The sequence below is a fragment of the Vibrio mytili genome (assembly GCF_049563345.1).
Lineage (GTDB): Bacteria > Pseudomonadota > Gammaproteobacteria > Enterobacterales > Vibrionaceae > Vibrio > Vibrio mytili.
In genome coordinates this window covers 1,959,601-1,977,637 of sequence record NZ_CP110481.1, presented here as the reverse complement: position 1 = coordinate 1,977,637, position 18,037 = coordinate 1,959,601, and the positions used below count along the sequence as shown (strand labels likewise).

The window sequence follows — 18,037 nt, the reverse complement described above, 5'->3', positions numbered from 1 at the left end:
AGCGACTATGAATCTACGAAGAATTGGAAAGCAGTTGCGCCTTGATTTGAAAAGGCGTGGCGTCAAAAACTTGAGGAAGTAATGGCAGGAAACAGTATCGGACAACATTTCCGAGTGACGACATTCGGGGAAAGTCACGGTATCGCACTGGGATGTATCGTAGACGGGTGTCCTCCGGGATTGGAAATTTCAGAAGCGGATCTGCAGATCGATCTCGACCGTCGCCGTCCTGGCACGTCACGTTACACCACCCAACGTCGTGAACCGGACGAAGTTAAAATTCTTTCTGGTGTGTTTGAAGGTAAAACCACAGGCACTTCCATCGGTTTGCTGATTGAAAACACCGATCAGCGCTCAAAAGATTATTCTGAGATTAAAGATAAGTTCCGTCCAGGCCACGCTGACTACACTTACCATCAAAAATACGGTGTTCGTGATTACCGAGGTGGTGGCCGCTCTTCAGCACGTGAAACGGCCATGCGTGTGGCGGCAGGTGCGATTGCGAAAAAGTATCTAAAAGATGAATTTGGTGTTGAAATTCGCGCTTATCTATCCCAAATGGGTGATGTGTCTATCGAGAAAGTCGATTGGGATGAGATTGAAAATAATGCGTTCTTTTGTCCTGATGTGGACAAAGTGGATGCCTTTGACCAATTGATCCGTGACCTGAAAAAAGAAGGTGACTCAATTGGCGCCAAAATACAGGTTGTCGCGACTAATGTTCCTGTCGGGCTAGGTGAGCCCGTGTTTGATCGTTTGGATGCGGACGTAGCTCATGCTCTTATGAGTATCAATGCAGTCAAAGGTGTGGAGATTGGTGACGGTTTTGACGTTGTTAATCAGCGTGGTAGTGAACACCGTGATACACTTTCTCCACAAGGTTTCGGTAGTAATCACGCTGGCGGTATTCTTGGTGGGATCTCTACTGGACAAGACATTGTCGCCAACATCGCACTTAAGCCAACATCAAGCATAACGGTTCCGGGTGAGACGATCACCAAACAAGGTGAGCCAACGCAATTGATTACAAAAGGTCGCCATGACCCATGCGTCGGTATCCGCGCGGTGCCTATTGCTGAAGCTATGTTAGCGATTGTTGTGATGGATCACCTGCTTCGCCATCGTGGGCAGAACTTTGGTGTTACCACAGAAACGCCGAAGATTTAAATCGTTTTTGGATAGTAAGAATTGTGAATACTAAAAAGGTTGCTCAATGAGCAACCTTTTCTTTTTGTGTTTTTTCTTATTTCACTAGTGTAGCGAGTTTTCTGTCTCTAAATGGAATGAAGGCAATCGCCATTTAAATCGAACCGCTGCCATGCGTAACACATATCCTAAAACGAGTGTGACAATGGTTGCGGTTACGTCAGGAATGTTGAACGATAGTAACGTTAAATACAGCCCTGAAGCAATCAAGGCAATCGACGCGTACAACTCCTCATGCAGTACCAACGGAGGCTGGCGACAAATTAAATCGCGAAGCAAGCCTCCGAATACCCCGGTCACTAACGCAGATACCATACAGATTCCTGGATGCAGTCCCATATCAAGTGCGATTTTGGTGCCGATGATACTAAAAACGATCAAGCCAAGGGCATCGAGGCGAATAAACAAGCCTTTGAGTTTTATCACCCACTTCGCGAGCCCTGTCGTTAGGACTCCAGCGAGACAAGTGATCGCCAGGAATTCAGGATTTTTCACCCAGCCGAGCGGATAATGTCCTAATAGAATATCTCGGACGGTACCTCCACCAATCGCGGTGGCACTTGCGACTAACATGACACCAAACCAGTCCATTTTCCGTCGTCCGGCGCTTAACGCACCCGTCATGGCTTCGGCCGTGATACCAATGACATACAATACACTCAGCAGCATAAGGAATACTCACCATCGAAAGTTACTGTTATCATTTTTTCATACTGATAACTGGCTTAATATCAGCCAGTTAAAAGAGAAAAATAAGGGCGTGAGTGTAGTCGGAAATAGGAGTGGTGACGAATGAGAAATAGTAGGGCTATCGGGATTGTTCAATTATATTTTCTAATGATCACGGGTGTTGTGTTGCTTTACGATCTGGGTAAAAACAGAGACAATACGCCCCGTAGAACCGTTTGACACATAGAATCGATAATGAACCACGAATACCAAGACTTAATCACCCTATTTAACAACACGTTTCTTGAGTCTTTTAATACCAAGTTAGAGCTTGGTGGTGACGAGCCAGTTTACCTTCCTGCGGATGAAGACAACCAACACCACCGGATTATTTTTGCCCGCGGCTTTTATGCCTCAGCACTTCATGAAATTGCGCACTGGTGCGTCGCAGGGCCAGAACGTCGATTGTTGGAAGATTTTGGTTATTGGTATGAGCCCGATGGTCGTACTGAAGAAGTTCAAGCCAAGTTTGAGAAAGTCGAAATTCGACCTCAAGCCTACGAATGGATACTTGCAACAAGCGCTGGCTTCCCTTTTACGGTCAGTTGTGACAATCTACACGGCGATTTTGAACCTGATAGGCTTAGCTTTATGCAAAAAGTGCATAAAGAAGTGCTAAGCATCTTACAGTCAGGGTTGCCTCCGCGAGTCCAAATGCTTTCGGAAGCGCTGCGTGATTTTTATAACATCAAGCCACTGGAAGCCTCTGATTTTATCCTCAAGTAACCTCGAGATACACCATGATTATTGAATTTGAAGAAAAACTACTAGAACTGATTGATGCACGTATTGAAACAGCATCAGATGATGAACTGTTTGCTGGTGGTTATTTACGTGGTCACATTTCTTTGTCGGCAGCATCGTGTGAAGATGATGGCATCCATGATGTCGACGAATTGAAAGTTCGTATTAAAAACAGCCTGGACGCGGCACGCAGTGAATTAAGCCCTGCGGACCAGATTATCGTTAGCGATCTCTGGCAAGCACTTCAGGCTCAAGCCTAAACTCATTCGAAAAAACTGAATTTCTCCATAAAATTTTTATGGTTGTATGAAATCTAATCAGACCTTAATCTGGCAACAAGAATAAGAAACGTGAATAGAGGAATACAGCCATGAAAATAGTCGCATTTGGTGCATCGACCAGTTCAACCTCAATCAACAAATTTCTTGCTACTTACGCTGCAAACCAAGTAAAAGGTGCGCACGTGAGCGTGTTGGATTTGAATGATTTCCAAGTTCCTATGTTTAGTGAAGATACCGAAAAAGAAATCGGTCAAGCTGAAGGTGCGCTTGCTTTCTTACGTGAACTTGAGCAAGCCGATGCTATCATCGTGTCTTTTGCAGAACATAATGGTTCTTACACGGCTGCCTACAAAAACCTATTTGACTGGGCGACACGTATTGAACAGAATGTCTTCCAAAACAAACCTGTGGTCTACTTGGCTACATCTCCAGGCCCAGGCGGTGCGCAGAGCGTACTGGCAGCCGCGACGGGATCGGCTCACTTCTTTGGTGCTGAGGTGAAAGCCTCTCTGTCAGTGCCAAACTTCTACGATAATTTTGACCTAGAAACGGGTGAATCTAAAAACGAAGAAGTGAACGAACAAGTGAAGCAAGCTGTCGCAAAACTGGTTTAATATCAATCTCAGCATGCGCTTGACAGTGTTTGCTGTTTAAGTCGTAGATAGCCGACTTGTCGATTTCAGTGATGTTTCTGTGATATTCCCGATGGTGTTATTTATTCACTATCGGGAATGAGCAGAGTAAATCGGCGGTTAAAGCGTCGTAATCGCCTTTCCTTTTCTTAATTTGCGTACCCACATTCGGCTAGGGTGCAACGTTTCCAATACATTGACAGACAGTGGCAACGGATCACCACAGATCTGCGAGGCCAATACTTCTGCCATTAGTGGTGCAGAGCTTAGACCACGTGAACCCAGCCCTAATAAGCAGAAAAGATTAGGATATTGTAGAATGGCCTCTGCGTCTTCAACTTGCTTACCCTGTAAATCAGCGTATTGAGTTTTAATGGTAGCGAAATTCCCGACATTACCAACAAACGGTAAATGATCACGGCTGACGCAGCGAATACCTTGGCGTGACTCATTCGTGCTTACATCAACCTCGCTTACCCACTCTTGGTTGGGAAGGCACTTTCGTAGCTTTTCGACATTATCTAATTGTGCGCCTTCATCGAACTCAAAATCTAAGTGCTTACGGTCGTAACTTGCACCAATACAAAGGTGTTGGTTGTTCGGATTGACTGGCGTCATATAGCCGTCGTAGCAAAGCACGGTTTTTAATTGATTGAGCTTTTCTGTCGCAGGCACATGACTGACTTGCCCTTTTACTTGCCCCATTGGTAGCTCTGCGGTTTGGCGCAAGGTTTGGAATTCGTGTCCGTTGGCGACGACAACAACAGAATGCTCGAATGTTTTGCCATTCGCCTGCAAAATCCAAATTTGACGTTGTGTATCCCATTCCAATGCATCGACATTGTGCTCAAACTTAGCCGAAAAAGAGGTCTTCTGATCCAGGTGAGCGATTAAATTACAAGTGAACTCTGCTGGGCACATCCAACCCCCCAAGGGGTAGTGCACAGACGCCATATCAATCGGTAACCCAATCCTTTCTGCGGTTTCTTGTACAGACAGTTTTTTAATTAACTCAGAAGGGAAATTCCCCCCCAGCATCTTTTCGAGTTTGTCGGTCGACTTGTCATCCCACATCAATTGAGTGACGCCACACCAGTCGTGGTCAAAGGTGAGGTCGTTTGCCATTTGCTCGACGAATTGGCGCGCGAACAAAAAAGCTGGCGCAAATACACGAGAAACGCCAGTGTGCGGTCCATTCAATAATGGATAAATCGCCCCTTGACGATTTCCTGATGCGCCCTCGGCAGGCTGTTTGTCTTTACAATATAATGTGACATTTTGACCTCGACGCAACAACGTTTTGGCGAGTGTTGCACTTGCGATACCACCTCCGATGATCGCTATTGAATCTAGGTTCGTCGCAGAAGTACGATTAAACCATGGTAGATGATTAGTATGGAGGTTGCGTTGTTCCATAACGCCGGCAATCATTTCCCGTTTGGTGCCAAAGCCTTTCACCTTTTTCATGGTGAATCCCGCTTCGTTCAGTCCTCGCCGAACAAACCCGGCAGCGGTAAAAGTAGCGACGGTACAGCCTGGTTTAGCCAAATTTGCCATGCCGTTAAACAGATTTTGGTTCCACATTTCTGGATTTTTACTCGGAGCAAAACCGTCTAAGAACCAAGCATCAATTAACCCAACTTCTCCGTAAGGCACTTGTGGCATGCAGTCTTTGATGTCGCCAAACCATATATCGAGAGTGATGGCACCGTCTTCTAAAACAATGCGATGGCACTCCGGAACTGCGGCCGGATAGTGCTGTTGGAGTTTTTCAGCGAACTCCGCCAATTCAGGCCAAGCTTGGTGCGCCTTTTTAAGATCGTCTATGTTTAAAGGGTATTTTTCAAAACTGACGAAGTGGAGCTCTTGTAGTGGCGCATCCGGATGGTTGAGACGAAATTCGTTAAACCATTGCCACACGGCTAAAAAGTTTAAGCCTGTACCAAATCCGGTTTCACCAATCACGAAGCGTCGTTGGTCAAATTCTTGCCATCTTTGTGGAATAGAATTTTGTTTGAGAAAAACGTAGCGTGTCTCTTCAAGACCGTTTACGTTAGAGAAGTAAACATCATCAAATTGGTCTGAAACTGGAGTACCCGCTTCGTTCCATCCAAGTTCTGCGTTTTTTATTAAAGTCATAGAGATAAAATTTGTGATTTGGCGCGCTAACAATGGGGTGATTGTACGAATTTATGGGAAAGCTGACCACTTTTGTTGACTATCTTAGTTATCATCTAGCAGATTTTTGAATTATAGGAATGTCATAATGAAACGAGTCGTAATCACCGGTATGGGTATTGTTTCAAGTATCGGTAACAACGTCGAAGAAGTTCTAGCGTCTCTTAAAGCGGGCAAGTCTGGCATCACTGCATCTGAGCAGTTCAAAGAACATGGTCTTCGTTCTCAAGTTTGGGGTGATCTAAAAATTAACCCTGCTGAACATATTGACCGTAAGCAGATGCGCTTTATGGGTGATGCGGCCGCGTATGCATACCTATCAATGCAGCAAGCCATCGAAGACGCTGGTCTTACAGAAGACCAAGTCTCCAACGACCGTACTGGTATTGTTGCGGGTTCTGGTGGTGCTTCTGCGTACAACCAAACAGTCGCAACAGATACCATGCGTGCGAAAGGCGTAAAACGTGTGGGTCCATACATGGTACCTCGTACGATGTCGTCAACCGTTTCAGCGTGTCTTGCCACACCATTTAAGATTCGCGGTGTGAACTACTCAATGAGTTCGGCTTGTGCAACATCAGCACACTGTATCGGCCATGCGATGGAGTTGATCCAACTTGGCAAGCAAGACATTGTTTTCGCTGGTGGTGGTGAAGAGCTTGACTGGTCTCAAACAATGATGTTTGACGCAATGGGCGCACTATCAACGAAATACAACGACACGCCAGACCAAGCGTCACGTACCTATGATGCAGATCGCGACGGTTTCGTTATCTCTGGTGGCGGCGGCATGCTGGTTGTCGAAGAGCTTGAGCATGCACTGGCTCGTGGCGCAAAAATTTACGGTGAGATAGTTGGCTACGGTGCGACCTCTGATGGCTACGACATGGTAGCACCATCAGGTGAAGGTGCGATCCGTTGTATGAAGATGGCGATGCAAGACGTTGACGGTGTGGATTACATCAACACGCATGGTACATCGACACCAGTTGGAGATGTGAAAGAGCTTGGCGCAATTCAACAACTATTTGGTGAGAATAGTCCAGCAATCTCGGCAACAAAAGCAATGACGGGTCACGCACTAGGCGCAGCTGGTGTGCACGAAGCGATTTACTCAACGCTTATGCTAGACAAAAACTTTATTGCACCAAGCATCAATATTGAAAACTTGGACGAAGCAGCGAAAGGCCTAGACATCGTGACAGAAGCACGTGATGCAGAGCTAACGACAGTCATGTCAAACAGCTTTGGCTTTGGCGGCACAAACGCAACTTTGGTTATTAAAAAGTACCAAGGTTAACTGAATTTGTTGGGGCTCCACGAGCGTGATATCGGCGCCAACAATCCAGTTTCCAGAGCTTGATCAGTCACTCTGATCGAACAGACGCAGACTCTATCCCATGGAGAGCGGGATAGGATCCTTTTGTTCTGGAATTTCACCCGGCTAATTAGCCGGGTTTTTTCTTTTCTACTCTTTGGTGCTATTTCTTGAGATTTTTCACGAAAAGGGCACAATCACTGCAACTTAAAAAAATGGAACTTAAAAACGCTGCCACTATGAAAATTGTTGTTGATGAAAACATGCCTTACGCTCAAGAGCTGTTTAGCCAGCTTGGTGAAGTGATTCTAAAACCTGGTCGTACGTTGACTGCAGACGATTTGGTTGATATCGATGCACTAATGATTCGCTCGGTCACTAAGGTGAATGCGGATCTGATCAGTAAGGCGAATAAACTCAAGTTTGTTGGCACTGCCACGGCTGGTATGGACCATGTTGACCAAGCGCTTTTGCAACAAAAAGATATTTTCTTTACTGCGGCACCAGGTTGCAACAAAGTCGGCGTCGCCGAGTATGTGTTTAGTGTAATGATGGTGCTTGCACAGCAGAAAGGTTTTTCTGTCCTTGATAAGACTGTGGGCATTATCGGAGCAGGACAAGTTGGCAGCTACTTGGAAAAATGCTTGAAAGGTATGGGGATCAACGTACTGATAAACGATCCGTTTAAGCAACAAGAAGGCGACCCTCGTAGCTTTACGCCACTTGATGAGCTTATCAAATCGTCAGACATCATTTCGTTGCACACACCAATTACTAAAGATGGCCAACATCCAACACATCATATGTTTGATGAAAGCGTATTAAACGGTTTGCGTTCTGATCAAATTCTTATCAATGCGGCACGTGGTCCTATTGTAGACAACAGTGCACTTAAGCGTCGGTTACAGAAAAACGATGGCTTTACCGCAGCATTGGATGTGTTTGAGTTTGAACCAGAGGTTGATATGGAGCTTCTGCCTCTGCTAGCATTCGCAACCCCTCACGTTGCAGGCTATGGCCTGGAAGGGAAAGCTCGTGGCACGACAATGATCTTTAATCGTTACTGCGAGTTTTTAAATAACGAATTACGCGCGCATGCCAGTGATTTGTTGCCAACCGCGCCAGTGCCAACAATCGTGTTGGACAGAGAGTGGGATGAAGCAACACTGCATAACATTACGCAGTTAATCTATGATGTGCGTAAAGATGACGCTCTTTTCCGTCGTGAAATCAGTAAGCCAGGTGCGTTTGATGCCATGCGTAAAAATTACTGGGATCGCCGTGAATACAGCGCTGTCACGCTAGTGGGCAATGATAAATGTAACCTTGAACCATTAGCAGAACTAGGTTTTCAAATTGAGGTAAGTCAATGAGCCAGCAATACAATGTTGCCATTTTAGGTGCGACCGGTGCGGTCGGTGAAACAATTTTAGAAGTGCTTCAAGAACGCAAATTCCCAGTGGGTGACATTCACTTATTGGCAAGTGAGCGTAGCGAAGGCAAGACTTATCGCTTTAATGGCAAAACGGTTCGTGTACAAAACGTGGAAGAGTTTGACTGGTCTCAAGCTCACATTGCGTTGTTTTCTGCCGGTAGTGAACTCTCTGAAAAATGGGCGCCAATCGCTGCAGATGAAGGTGTTATCGTTATCGACAACACTTCGCAATTCCGTTACGAGTATGATATTCCTCTTGTTGTACCAGAAGTAAACCCAGAGGCGATTGCCGAGTTCCGTAACCGCAACATTATCGCGAACCCAAACTGTTCAACCATCCAAATGTTGGTGGCATTGAAGCCTATTCACGATGCAGTTGGCATCGAGCGTATTAATGTATCTACCTACCAATCAGTATCTGGTGCCGGTAAAGGTGGTATTGACGAGCTAGCGGGTCAAACCGCTAAGCTTCTAAACGGTATGCCAGCAGATAAGAAGCAATTCTCGCAACAAATTGCGTTTAACTGTATTCCGCAAATCGATCAAATGATGGAAAATGGCTACACCAAAGAAGAAATGAAGATGGTGTGGGAAACACAAAAGATCTTCAACGATCCGTCGATCACAGTCAATCCGACCTGTGTACGTGTTCCTGTATTCTATGGTCATGCCGAAGCTCTTCACATTGAAACGCGTTCACCAATTGATGCACAAGAAGTTATCAATTTGCTAGGTCAAACTGAAGGCATTGAAGTTTTTCAAGGTGAAGATTTCCCAACTCAAGTTCGTGATGCTGGCGGAAAAGATCACGTTATGGTTGGCCGTATTCGAAACGACATCAGTCACCATAGTGGTATCAACTTGTGGGTTGTTGCCGATAATGTTCGCAAGGGTGCTGCGACAAATGCAGTGCAAATAGCGGAAGTACTGGTACGTGATTACTACTGATATTCGCGATAACTTTTTAGTGGACGTCTTTTAGTGAACTTTAAGCCTCGCATGATGCGAGGCTTTTTTACGCTAATCGAAAGTAAATGTGTGAGATTGGTACTAATCTGGCAGGCCCCACACATTTTTTTCCTTAAGGGCTATAGTTTTGTACGCTATATCCGATATATTTAGCTGATCACCGTTTTCAATTGTATTGAGCACAAAACTGAGCCTCCTATGCATCAAATTTATAAGCGCTTACTGACGACTCTTGTGTTGATAAGTGCGACTCAGACATCGCCAGTGGTTCAAGCCGAAGCAATTCGCCTTGTTGGACCGTCAGGTGAAGTGCAGTCTTCTCCTCGTTACTCCGAAGAGATTGAGCGAGCATTACCTGCTCCTCCTGTTAATAACCAGCCTTCACGTTTTTATGGCCCAACAGGAGAAAACCAAACGCTTTGGTCTATTGCTTCTCAGCTTAGACCTTCGCGAAGCGTAAGCGTGCAACAGACACTTCTTGCTATTTACCGAATCAATCCTCAGGCGTTTGATCAACAAAATATTCATGAGCTTATCCCTGGCAGTCGACTTCGTATTCCTTCACTCGAGCAAATACAAAGTGCATCTACTCAGCAGGCTGTTGCGATAATGAAAGCGCATGAGGCGCGTCTCGCACAGCCAAAACCTGCTCAGTCTCAATCAGCTTTGGCTCAACAACCTGTGCCAAAGCAGAGTGTTCAGCCAGAAGTAACTTCAGTACCTGTTGAACAACCCGATCCAAAGCCGGCCGTTCAGAGCGCAGTGTCAACATCCGCAGAGCAGACCGCGAGTCCAGTCGAAACCACTCCGTCAGTCACACAGAGTATCCCTGTGATTGCCACGCCACCAGTCAGTACATCAACGGTAGGCGAGCAACAAGTCAGCGCATTAAAGAATAAACTTCAGCAAAACGCTCAAAGCGAAATTCAATCTTTGGAAGAGAAAAATCACCGTTTACGCCTGATGCTATCGGATGTTCAAAACGAAGTGGACTCGCTGAAAACAGAACTTAATGATCAAGAAAGAATTCGGACTGAAGTCGAAAAGTTATTGGCTGAAGAGCGCGAGCGTCTTGCTGAGCAACAGCGTTTGCAGCCATCAACTTTAGATAAAATACTATCGAATGGCTGGTTAGTTGCTTTATCCGCGTTGATACCGGGAGCATTACTCGCTTTATGCATTGTGATGTTACTTGGCCGCCGTTCAAGCAAGGAAGATGAACCCGCTCAACAAGAAGCGAGAGAAAGCGATCCGTTAGCGGTGCCAATCGGGCTTGATACGGAAGACGAACTCGAAGAAGAGCTGAGTCTGGATGAGGATTTGTTCGCAGAGGATGAGACTGATAAGCCAGAAGAACAAGTGGATGAGCCTCAGCTTGATGACGACGTTTTCGCTAATCTTGATGAAGAAGAGTTGGACTTCAACCTTGAAGGTGATGATGGGGAAGATCCATTTGCTGACATTGGTGATGATGGAGAGCTCGCGATTGATTTTGAAGAGTTTGACTCTTCGAGCAGCAGTATAGAAGTTAATAGTGACGAGCGCGCGCTAGGTTTAGAAGAAATGGAGCGAGCACTTGACCTGTCGACATCGGATTTAGAAGAACAGGATGAAGAGAGTGGCTTTGATCTTACACCAGAAGAAAATACTGGCGAGATATCAGAGGACGAACTTGCCGAGCTGTTAGCAGAAGACGATTCGTCGCAAACGGAGCCGACAGACACTATTGAGCAAGATGATCTTGACGAGCTGTTTGCTGAATTGAGTGACGACGAATTGGAGCTTGGAACGGCAGAGTCACAATCGACGTCACCAGCTCCAGAGCAAGGGTTTAGCGCTGGTGAAGCAACGGATGATGATATTGATGAGTTGTTAGCTGCTTATGAAACATCAACGCCTAACGATTCGGATGATGACCTGTTTGACGAAGAGGATTGGCAACTAGCCGAACCTGACAGCGAGCAGGCAACTGATATTCAATCGTCTAACGAAGATGACGTGTTGGATGAACTCGAGCTGTTGTCTGGGTTTAGTGATGATGAAGACGAGTTTGACTTAGATAGCACTGAGTTATTGGATGAGTTGGTGGAGTTTGAAGACGAGGAATCCGATGATGAGTTTGATCCTCTCAATGAATTAGAATCCCTGTCTGGTTTTGATGACGATGATCCGTCGGAAACGTTAGAGGCAGATAGTGTCGATTTGCTTGATGAACTTATCGATAACGATATCAACCTCGAATCGGAAGACGACGGGAATACCGAACTCGATCCATTTGACGATTTAATTCGTGAAGATAAAGCAAGCGATTCTGAGTCTGTTAGTGAAGAAGATGATTTACTGGCTTCGCTCGGTTTTGGCGATCTAGAACCTCAAGCTGATACGCAATCCGAGTTTGCTGATGAGCTAGAAGAGGCATTGGGTGCGCATGCAGAAAAAGAAAGCATGAATGATGAGCTTTCGGCACAAGAAAACCTAAATGATGAGCCGGAAGTCGATATTGATACGCTCCTCAATGAAGCTAAAACGAGCCCAGCAGAATCTGATCTCAGTCAGAACGATACCGAGGATAAACCGCAAGAAACAGCATCAAGCACCAACGAACGATTTGACACTGAAGCGTTCTTGGGGGACTTGGAGGATATGTACCCAGAACCTGATCCATTGCTCAGTGATTCAGAAGATTGGCTTGATCTGAGTAATGACGCGGTACAACCATCTGAGCAAGCTAGGCCCGCTGATGAACTGGAGTTAGAGGCTGCGTCAACAGAAGATCGTGACTTAGACGCTAGAGTAGAGCCGGAACGACAAGCAGAAGAGCCTGAATCTACCGATGAAGAAGGGCTGATTGACGACGATACGGCGTTGACGCAAGAGAGCCAAGAGACGGGTGACAATCAAACACAAGTTGAGGATGAAAGCTTAGCTCATGATGAACGCATGCTTGACGATGCATCTGAGCCTGAGCAACCTGCGTTTACCCCGACTCCCAATACGGTAGAGAATGAGTTTGGAATACCGCAAGAAGAAGATTGGCTACTCGACGATATAGCGGGTAATACAGCTGATGAGCCAATTCAAGATGACAGTGAAACGGAATCTCGCGAAGCGGCTGATGAAGAACTACGTTTTGATGACATAGAGTTTCCTGAGTTTGACGAACAGGACGCGATAGCGTCTATGGCAGATACGCAAGACTTCCAACTAGACGATACCGATCTCTCTGCGTTCGATGAAGATGAGCTGTTTTCATCCGTATTGGACGAGGCGGCTAAGCCGGAAGAACAGATTGAGTCTAAAGTTGACGTTCAAGACGCACTCGATATTGCGGAGCCTGCGTCTGCCGAGTTAGGCGAAGAACCAGAAGTTGTTGAAGAAGATACGCTAGCATCAATGGCAGATGAATCTGTACCGGATCCGGTTGAACCTGATGTTGAAAGTCGTGCAGATGTTGAGTCTAAAGTTGACGTTCAAGACGAACTCGATATTGCGGAGCCTGCGTCTGCCGAGTTAGGTGAGGAACCAGAGATTGCTGAAGAGGATGCATTAGCATCTATGGTTGGCGAGCCTGAACCGGAGCAGGTTGGGGCAGTCAATGAGGAAAGTGCAACAGTAGAATCAACGGCTGAACAGGAAGCGGAAGATGAGCTTAGCTTCGACGATATCGATCTTCCAGAGTTCGATGAAGAAGATGCATTAGCTTCCATGGCGGATGAACCTCAATTTGTAGATTCAGAGAATGACGACGTTCCTCAAGCCGCGGATGAGGAGTTCAACTTTGATGAAAACGATTGGCCTGAGTTCAACGAAGAAGATGCGCTCGCTTCGATGCAAGACACGCCTCCTCCGGAACCACAAAGTGTTAGGTCGAGCCTTAAAGCTGATAATGACCAAGACGCTTTGTTTGAAGTCTTTGCTCAGCAACGTGATCTTGACAGTGATCAAGCACAACACACACCAGAAGCGACGAAAGCAGATGAAGATTTAACCTCAAACGATTATCAGAATGAGACAATGGCGAGCTTGTTGTCTGAAGATGATCCATCTCCAACGTTTAACGGTAAGTTAGACAGCGAAACCATCGCTAGTGCAGGTATGGACTTTGAGACCATGCTGGACGTAGGAGACGATTGGGAAGGGTTTCAAACGCCGTCGCACATCGAAGAGACGGTAAGCGCAAGTGATGATGTTCCGGAAGACCAACGTGATGTATGGCGTTCCGCTGATACTTTACCTCATCCTGAAATTGCTGAAGAAAACTGGGCGGAGCAAGATGACCTAGAAGACTTCGATGCTAAGAAAAGCCAGTTTATGACCATTGATGAGTTGATGGCTCAAGTAGACAAACAGGGTGGGGAGTTTGAAGAGGAAGAGCTCAAACTTGATGTTGGCCTCAACGAATTCCCCGATGTGATTGGTGAGTTCGGCGATGTGGATGTTGATACCAATTCGGAAGCGAGTGGAAAACTCGATTTGGCTAAAATTTATTTAGAAATGAATGACCATAAAGGTGCGATAAAATTGTTAGAAGAGGCGATTGTTTATGGTGAAGATGATATTCGCCGTGAAGCAAAACAGCTGATAGACGCGATTAACGGTCGATAAATCAAGAAGGGTAGCTGGAGCTACCCTTTTTTGTATATACTTCTCGACCCATTTTAGAGTTCGTAGGTTGAAATGAGAATCGCATTAGGTATCGAGTATAACGGTACAAATTACTTCGGCTGGCAACGGCAAAGAGAAGTTCAAAGTGTTCAAGAATCGTTAGAAAAAGCATTGTCCATCGTTGCAAATCACCCTGTAGAAGTGCAATGTGCGGGAAGGACAGATGCGGGGGTTCATGGTACAGGGCAAGTGGTTCATTTTGATACCAATGTAAATCGAAAAATGGTGGCTTGGACGATGGGAGCAAACGCAAACATGCCAGGTGACATTGCGGTACGTTGGGCGAAAGAGGTCTCAGAGGATTTTCATGCGCGATTTTCTGCAACGGCCCGCCGGTACCGCTATATCATATTTAATCACGCGTTGCGGCCAGGAATCTTAAGTACAGGTGTAAGTCATTATCATGGAGATTTGGACGAGAAAAAAATGCACCAAGCGGGGCAGTTCTTGCTCGGTGAAAATGATTTTACGTCGTTTCGTGCAGCGCATTGCCAGTCGCGTAGCCCATTTCGCAATATCATGCATCTGAATGTTACGCGGCATGGTAATTATGTTGTAATAGACATCAAAGCAAACGCGTTTGTACACCATATGGTGCGGAACATCACTGGAAGCTTAATTAAGGTTGGCAGGGGTGAAGAGCAGCCTGAGTGGATTCAGTGGTTATTAGAGGCGAAAGACCGCAAGCTTGCGGGGGCGACGGCAAAAGCAGAGGGGCTATATCTGGTCGATGTGGACTATCCACACGAATTTGATTTACCTTGTGAGCCAATCGGCCCGTTATTTTTACCAGATAATTTGAACTAACTTTACAAACTTGCTTCAAAATATCCGTAGCTTACACTGAAAGGGTGCGCCGCTAGACCAAGTATCTTAAGATTCTTTGGGTCAAATGAAATAGGTACAACCAGTTTTTTATCTACAGTAGCGCCGAGATATGGTTTAATCCTTCGGTAATTATGTCGAATTTATTTCTTTCGCAATGAGGCGGAAGAATTGAGAGAAAAGGTCTTCCATGAGTTGGCTTGAAAAGATTTTAGAGAAAAGCAACATCGTCACTTCACGCAAAGCTTCGATTCCAGAAGGTGTGTGGACTAAATGTAGTTCTTGTGAGCAGGTGCTATACCATGCAGAGCTTGAACGTAACCTAGAAGTTTGTCCGAAATGTAACCATCACATGCGTATGAAAGCGCGTCGTCGATTGGAAACGTTTTTAGACGAAGGCAATCGTGTGGAATTGGGGAGCGAGCTTGAGCCACAAGATAAGCTGAAGTTCAAAGACTCCAAGCGCTACAAAGAGCGTATTTCTGCTGCTCAGAAGAGTAGTGGAGAGAAAGACGCTTTGGTTGTTATGCAAGGTGAGCTTCTAGGTATGCCAATCGCTGCATGTGCGTTTGAATTCTCCTTTATGGGTGGTTCAATGGGTTCTGTCGTTGGTGCTCGTTTTGTTAAAGCGGTTGAGTCAGCGATTGAAAATAATTGTGCATTGGTGTGCTTCTCAGCAAGTGGCGGTGCACGTATGCAAGAGGCGTTAATGTCTCTAATGCAGATGGCGAAAACCAGTGCGGCTCTTGAGCGTCTATCTGAAAAAGGCTTGCCGTTCATCTCGGTTTTGACTGACCCGACAATGGGTGGTGTTTCTGCGAGTTTAGCTATGTTGGGTGACATCAATATTGGTGAGCCTAAAGCATTGATCGGCTTTGCAGGCCGTCGTGTCATTGAACAAACAGTACGTGAAGACTTACCTGAAGGCTTCCAGCGCAGTGAGTTCCTTTTGGATCATGGTGCGATCGATATGATTGTTGATCGACGCGAAATGCGCCAACGTGTGGGTGGTTTAATCGCAAAAATGACCAACCATTCTTCTCCATTGGTAGTTTCTGTGAACGAATCTCCAAATGAAGAACCATATTCTGTACCAGAAGCGGACGAAAAAGGGTAAAGTAGCGTCTAACATAAAACCAAGAAATTAATGGTTATAGTTAGATGAACCAGAACTCAATTCCTCAAGCCACATCATCATTAGAGGTGTGGCTTGATTATTTAGCGAATATTCACTCTTCAGCAATCGATTTAGGCTTAGACCGTGTCCAAGCGGTAGCAAAAAAAGCCAAGCTTACTAAACCCGCCCCTTGTGTTATTACCGTCGCAGGAACCAACGGCAAAGGTTCAACCTGTGCGCTAATGGAAGCGATTCTATTAGACGCGGGTTATTCAGTAGGCGTCTACAGTTCTCCTCACTTAATACGTTACAACGAACGTGTTCGCATTAATGGCGTTGACGTTGAAGACGAAAAACATTGTGCAGCGTTTGATTATGTTGAAAAACAGCGCGGTGAAATCAGCCTAAGTTTATTTGAATTCGGCACACTGGCAGCATTACGCATATTCCAAGCTGAAAATGTTGATGTAGTGCTGCTCGAAGTCGGGCTCGGTGGCCGTTTGGATGCGACCAATGTCGTTGACCATGACGTCTCTGTTATCACCAGTTTGGCCGTCGATCACGTTGACTGGTTAGGCGACGATATTAATGTCATTGGGTTTGAAAAAGCGGGAATTTATCGTGCGGGTAAGCCAGCGATTTGTGGTCAGCCAACACCACCAGCGACCGTGGCGGCCCATGCAGATGACATCGGTGCTGAGTTTTTCCAGGTCGGTATTCAATTTGACTACCAGCGGACAGGTAATGGGTGGCAATGGACCTCTGGCGCATTTGCTTTAGACGATCTACCATTGCCATCACTTCCGTTACCTAATGCCGCGACAGCCTTAATGGCGTTAGGTGCATCGGAATTGCAAATCACTGACATAAATATTGTCAATGGCTTGAATAATGCTCAGCTTGCAGGGCGAATGCAGGTGCTGAAAAGCGAACAAACCATCGTACTCGATGTCGCACATAACCCACATTCCGCAGAATATTTGACAGAAAAAGTGAAGCAGCAGTATGCGGGGCGAAATATTCACGTCGTGGTTGCCATGCTGCATGACAAAGACATTAAAGCAACAATTAAGGCATTAACACCTATCGCGACTCATTGGTACCCAGCCTCTCTGCAAGGTCCACGAGCGGCAACTGCCGCTGAACTGTGTCACTACTTACCAGTAGGGCAAACTCAGTTCGAGACACCTGTAGACGCGTTTGAAAGCGCATTATCCGATGCCAGCCAAGATGATGTCGTTTTGGTCGTAGGTTCCTTTCATACTGTGGGTGAGGTGTTGGAGCATTGGCAGTCAAAAAATAAGTAATTAAAGGTAATTGGATGGCAAGTAAATTTCAAAGCCGTTTAGTCGGTACCATCATATTGGTAGCAGTCGGAGTGATTGTTTTGCCTGATGTCTTAGATGGTCAAAAACTGCACTATAAAGAAGAATTTGCCAGTATTCCTATCAAACCAGAACTTGATAGTGAAGTGGAAAATTTTGAGATTCTTGATCCTGTTGAAGATGATATCTCGTTGCCAGAGTCTCCCGTAGAGGCGGTGGTGCACGAGTCCGAAGAGCCATCGGCGGTTGCATCGATGAATGAGCGTATTCCTGAGCCAGAGTCCCCATCTCGACCTAAACACGTTACTCAGCCTGAACCTGTTGAAGTCGTCACTCGTCAAGTTGAAGAAAAAAACCAGTACGAGGATTCGGGATGGATCATTCAACTGATGGCGTTGAAGAATCATGAAAATGCTGAAGCGCTCGTCGCGGACCTACAAAAACGTGGTTACCAGGCCCATACGAAAAGAGAGAATGACTTTACACGTGTGATTGTGGGGCCAGATGTATCCAAAAGTAAACTTGAAAGACAAGTTCAAGAATTACAAAAAATTACAGGCTCCAAAGGTCAATTGCTTAAATTTAAGCCATTAAATCCATAAGAAAACGTTTG

14 protein-coding genes are annotated in these 18,037 nt (G+C 45.8%); 12 read left to right on the top strand and 2 right to left on the bottom strand.

Annotated features, from left to right (window positions below):
- Nucleotides 1-81: 81 nt before the first annotated feature.
- The gene (aroC, locus tag ONE56_RS09060; RefSeq protein WP_041155689.1) at nt 82-1,167 is read left to right on the top strand and encodes a chorismate synthase; all 1,086 of its coding nucleotides are present in this window, start codon (nt 82-84) and stop codon (nt 1,165-1,167) included.
- Between the two features lie 84 nt (nt 1,168-1,251).
- Here aroC and ONE56_RS09055 read toward each other — a convergent pair whose 3' ends face one another.
- Complete coding sequence (locus ONE56_RS09055) at nt 1,252-1,875, bottom strand: trimeric intracellular cation channel family protein (protein ID WP_423839702.1); 624 nt, start codon at nt 1,873-1,875, stop codon at nt 1,252-1,254.
- A gap of 255 nt (nt 1,876-2,130) precedes the next feature.
- Between ONE56_RS09055 and ONE56_RS09050 the strand changes: the two genes are divergently transcribed.
- The 3 genes from ONE56_RS09050 to ONE56_RS09040 all read left to right on the top strand — a co-directional run bounded on the left by ONE56_RS09050 (nt 2,131) and on the right by ONE56_RS09040 (nt 3,574).
- Nucleotides 2,131-2,661, top strand: a complete 531-nt coding sequence (locus ONE56_RS09050; RefSeq protein WP_423839701.1) for an elongation factor P hydroxylase — start codon at nt 2,131-2,133, stop codon at nt 2,659-2,661.
- A gap of 14 nt (nt 2,662-2,675) precedes the next feature.
- Nucleotides 2,676-2,939, top strand: a complete 264-nt coding sequence (locus ONE56_RS09045; protein ID WP_041155691.1) for a YfcL family protein — start codon at nt 2,676-2,678, stop codon at nt 2,937-2,939.
- 110 nt (nt 2,940-3,049) lie between these two features.
- Nucleotides 3,050-3,574, top strand: coding sequence for an NADPH-dependent FMN reductase (locus ONE56_RS09040; RefSeq protein ID WP_423839700.1), 525 nt, complete (start codon nt 3,050-3,052; stop codon nt 3,572-3,574).
- A 138-nt stretch (nt 3,575-3,712) separates the two neighbouring features.
- On the opposite strand, the gene mnmC is transcribed toward ONE56_RS09040, so the two are convergent.
- Complete coding sequence (gene mnmC / locus ONE56_RS09035; RefSeq protein WP_423839699.1) at nt 3,713-5,731, bottom strand: bifunctional tRNA (5-methylaminomethyl-2-thiouridine)(34)-methyltransferase MnmD/FAD-dependent 5-carboxymethylaminomethyl-2-thiouridine(34) oxidoreductase MnmC; 2,019 nt, start codon at nt 5,729-5,731, stop codon at nt 3,713-3,715.
- A 127-nt stretch (nt 5,732-5,858) separates the two neighbouring features.
- On the opposite strand from mnmC, the gene fabB reads away from it, so the two are divergent.
- The 8 genes from fabB to ONE56_RS08995 all read left to right on the top strand — a co-directional run bounded on the left by fabB (nt 5,859) and on the right by ONE56_RS08995 (nt 18,026).
- Nucleotides 5,859-7,070: a beta-ketoacyl-ACP synthase I gene (gene fabB, locus ONE56_RS09030; protein ID WP_041155693.1), complete on the top strand. Its 1,212-nt coding sequence runs from the start codon at nt 5,859-5,861 to the stop codon at nt 7,068-7,070.
- 257 nt (nt 7,071-7,327) lie between these two features.
- Nucleotides 7,328-8,461 carry a 4-phosphoerythronate dehydrogenase gene (locus ONE56_RS09025; RefSeq protein WP_423839698.1) on the top strand — a complete coding sequence of 378 codons (1,134 nt, stop codon included), beginning with the start codon at nt 7,328-7,330 and terminating at the stop codon, nt 8,459-8,461.
- The gene (locus ONE56_RS09020) at nt 8,458-9,471 is read left to right on the top strand and encodes an aspartate-semialdehyde dehydrogenase (RefSeq protein ID WP_331437356.1); all 1,014 of its coding nucleotides are present in this window, start codon (nt 8,458-8,460) and stop codon (nt 9,469-9,471) included. The genes ONE56_RS09025 and ONE56_RS09020 overlap by 4 nt, the downstream gene beginning before the upstream one ends.
- A gap of 219 nt (nt 9,472-9,690) precedes the next feature.
- On the top strand, nt 9,691-14,097 hold the full coding sequence (locus ONE56_RS09015) for a FimV/HubP family polar landmark protein (RefSeq protein WP_423839697.1): 4,407 nt from the start codon (nt 9,691-9,693) through the stop codon (nt 14,095-14,097).
- A 72-nt stretch (nt 14,098-14,169) separates the two neighbouring features.
- Nucleotides 14,170-14,964 carry a tRNA pseudouridine(38-40) synthase TruA gene (truA, locus tag ONE56_RS09010; RefSeq protein ID WP_423839696.1) on the top strand — a complete coding sequence of 265 codons (795 nt, stop codon included), beginning with the start codon at nt 14,170-14,172 and terminating at the stop codon, nt 14,962-14,964.
- 208 nt (nt 14,965-15,172) lie between these two features.
- A complete protein-coding gene (accD, locus tag ONE56_RS09005; protein WP_041154930.1) occupies nt 15,173-16,099 on the top strand; it encodes an acetyl-CoA carboxylase, carboxyltransferase subunit beta in 927 nt (308 codons plus the stop codon).
- A gap of 44 nt (nt 16,100-16,143) precedes the next feature.
- Complete coding sequence (folC, locus tag ONE56_RS09000; protein WP_041154929.1) at nt 16,144-17,406, top strand: bifunctional tetrahydrofolate synthase/dihydrofolate synthase; 1,263 nt, start codon at nt 16,144-16,146, stop codon at nt 17,404-17,406.
- 14 nt (nt 17,407-17,420) lie between these two features.
- Nucleotides 17,421-18,026, top strand: a complete 606-nt coding sequence (locus ONE56_RS08995) for an SPOR domain-containing protein (protein WP_041154928.1) — start codon at nt 17,421-17,423, stop codon at nt 18,024-18,026.
- Nucleotides 18,027-18,037 lie beyond the last annotated feature (11 nt).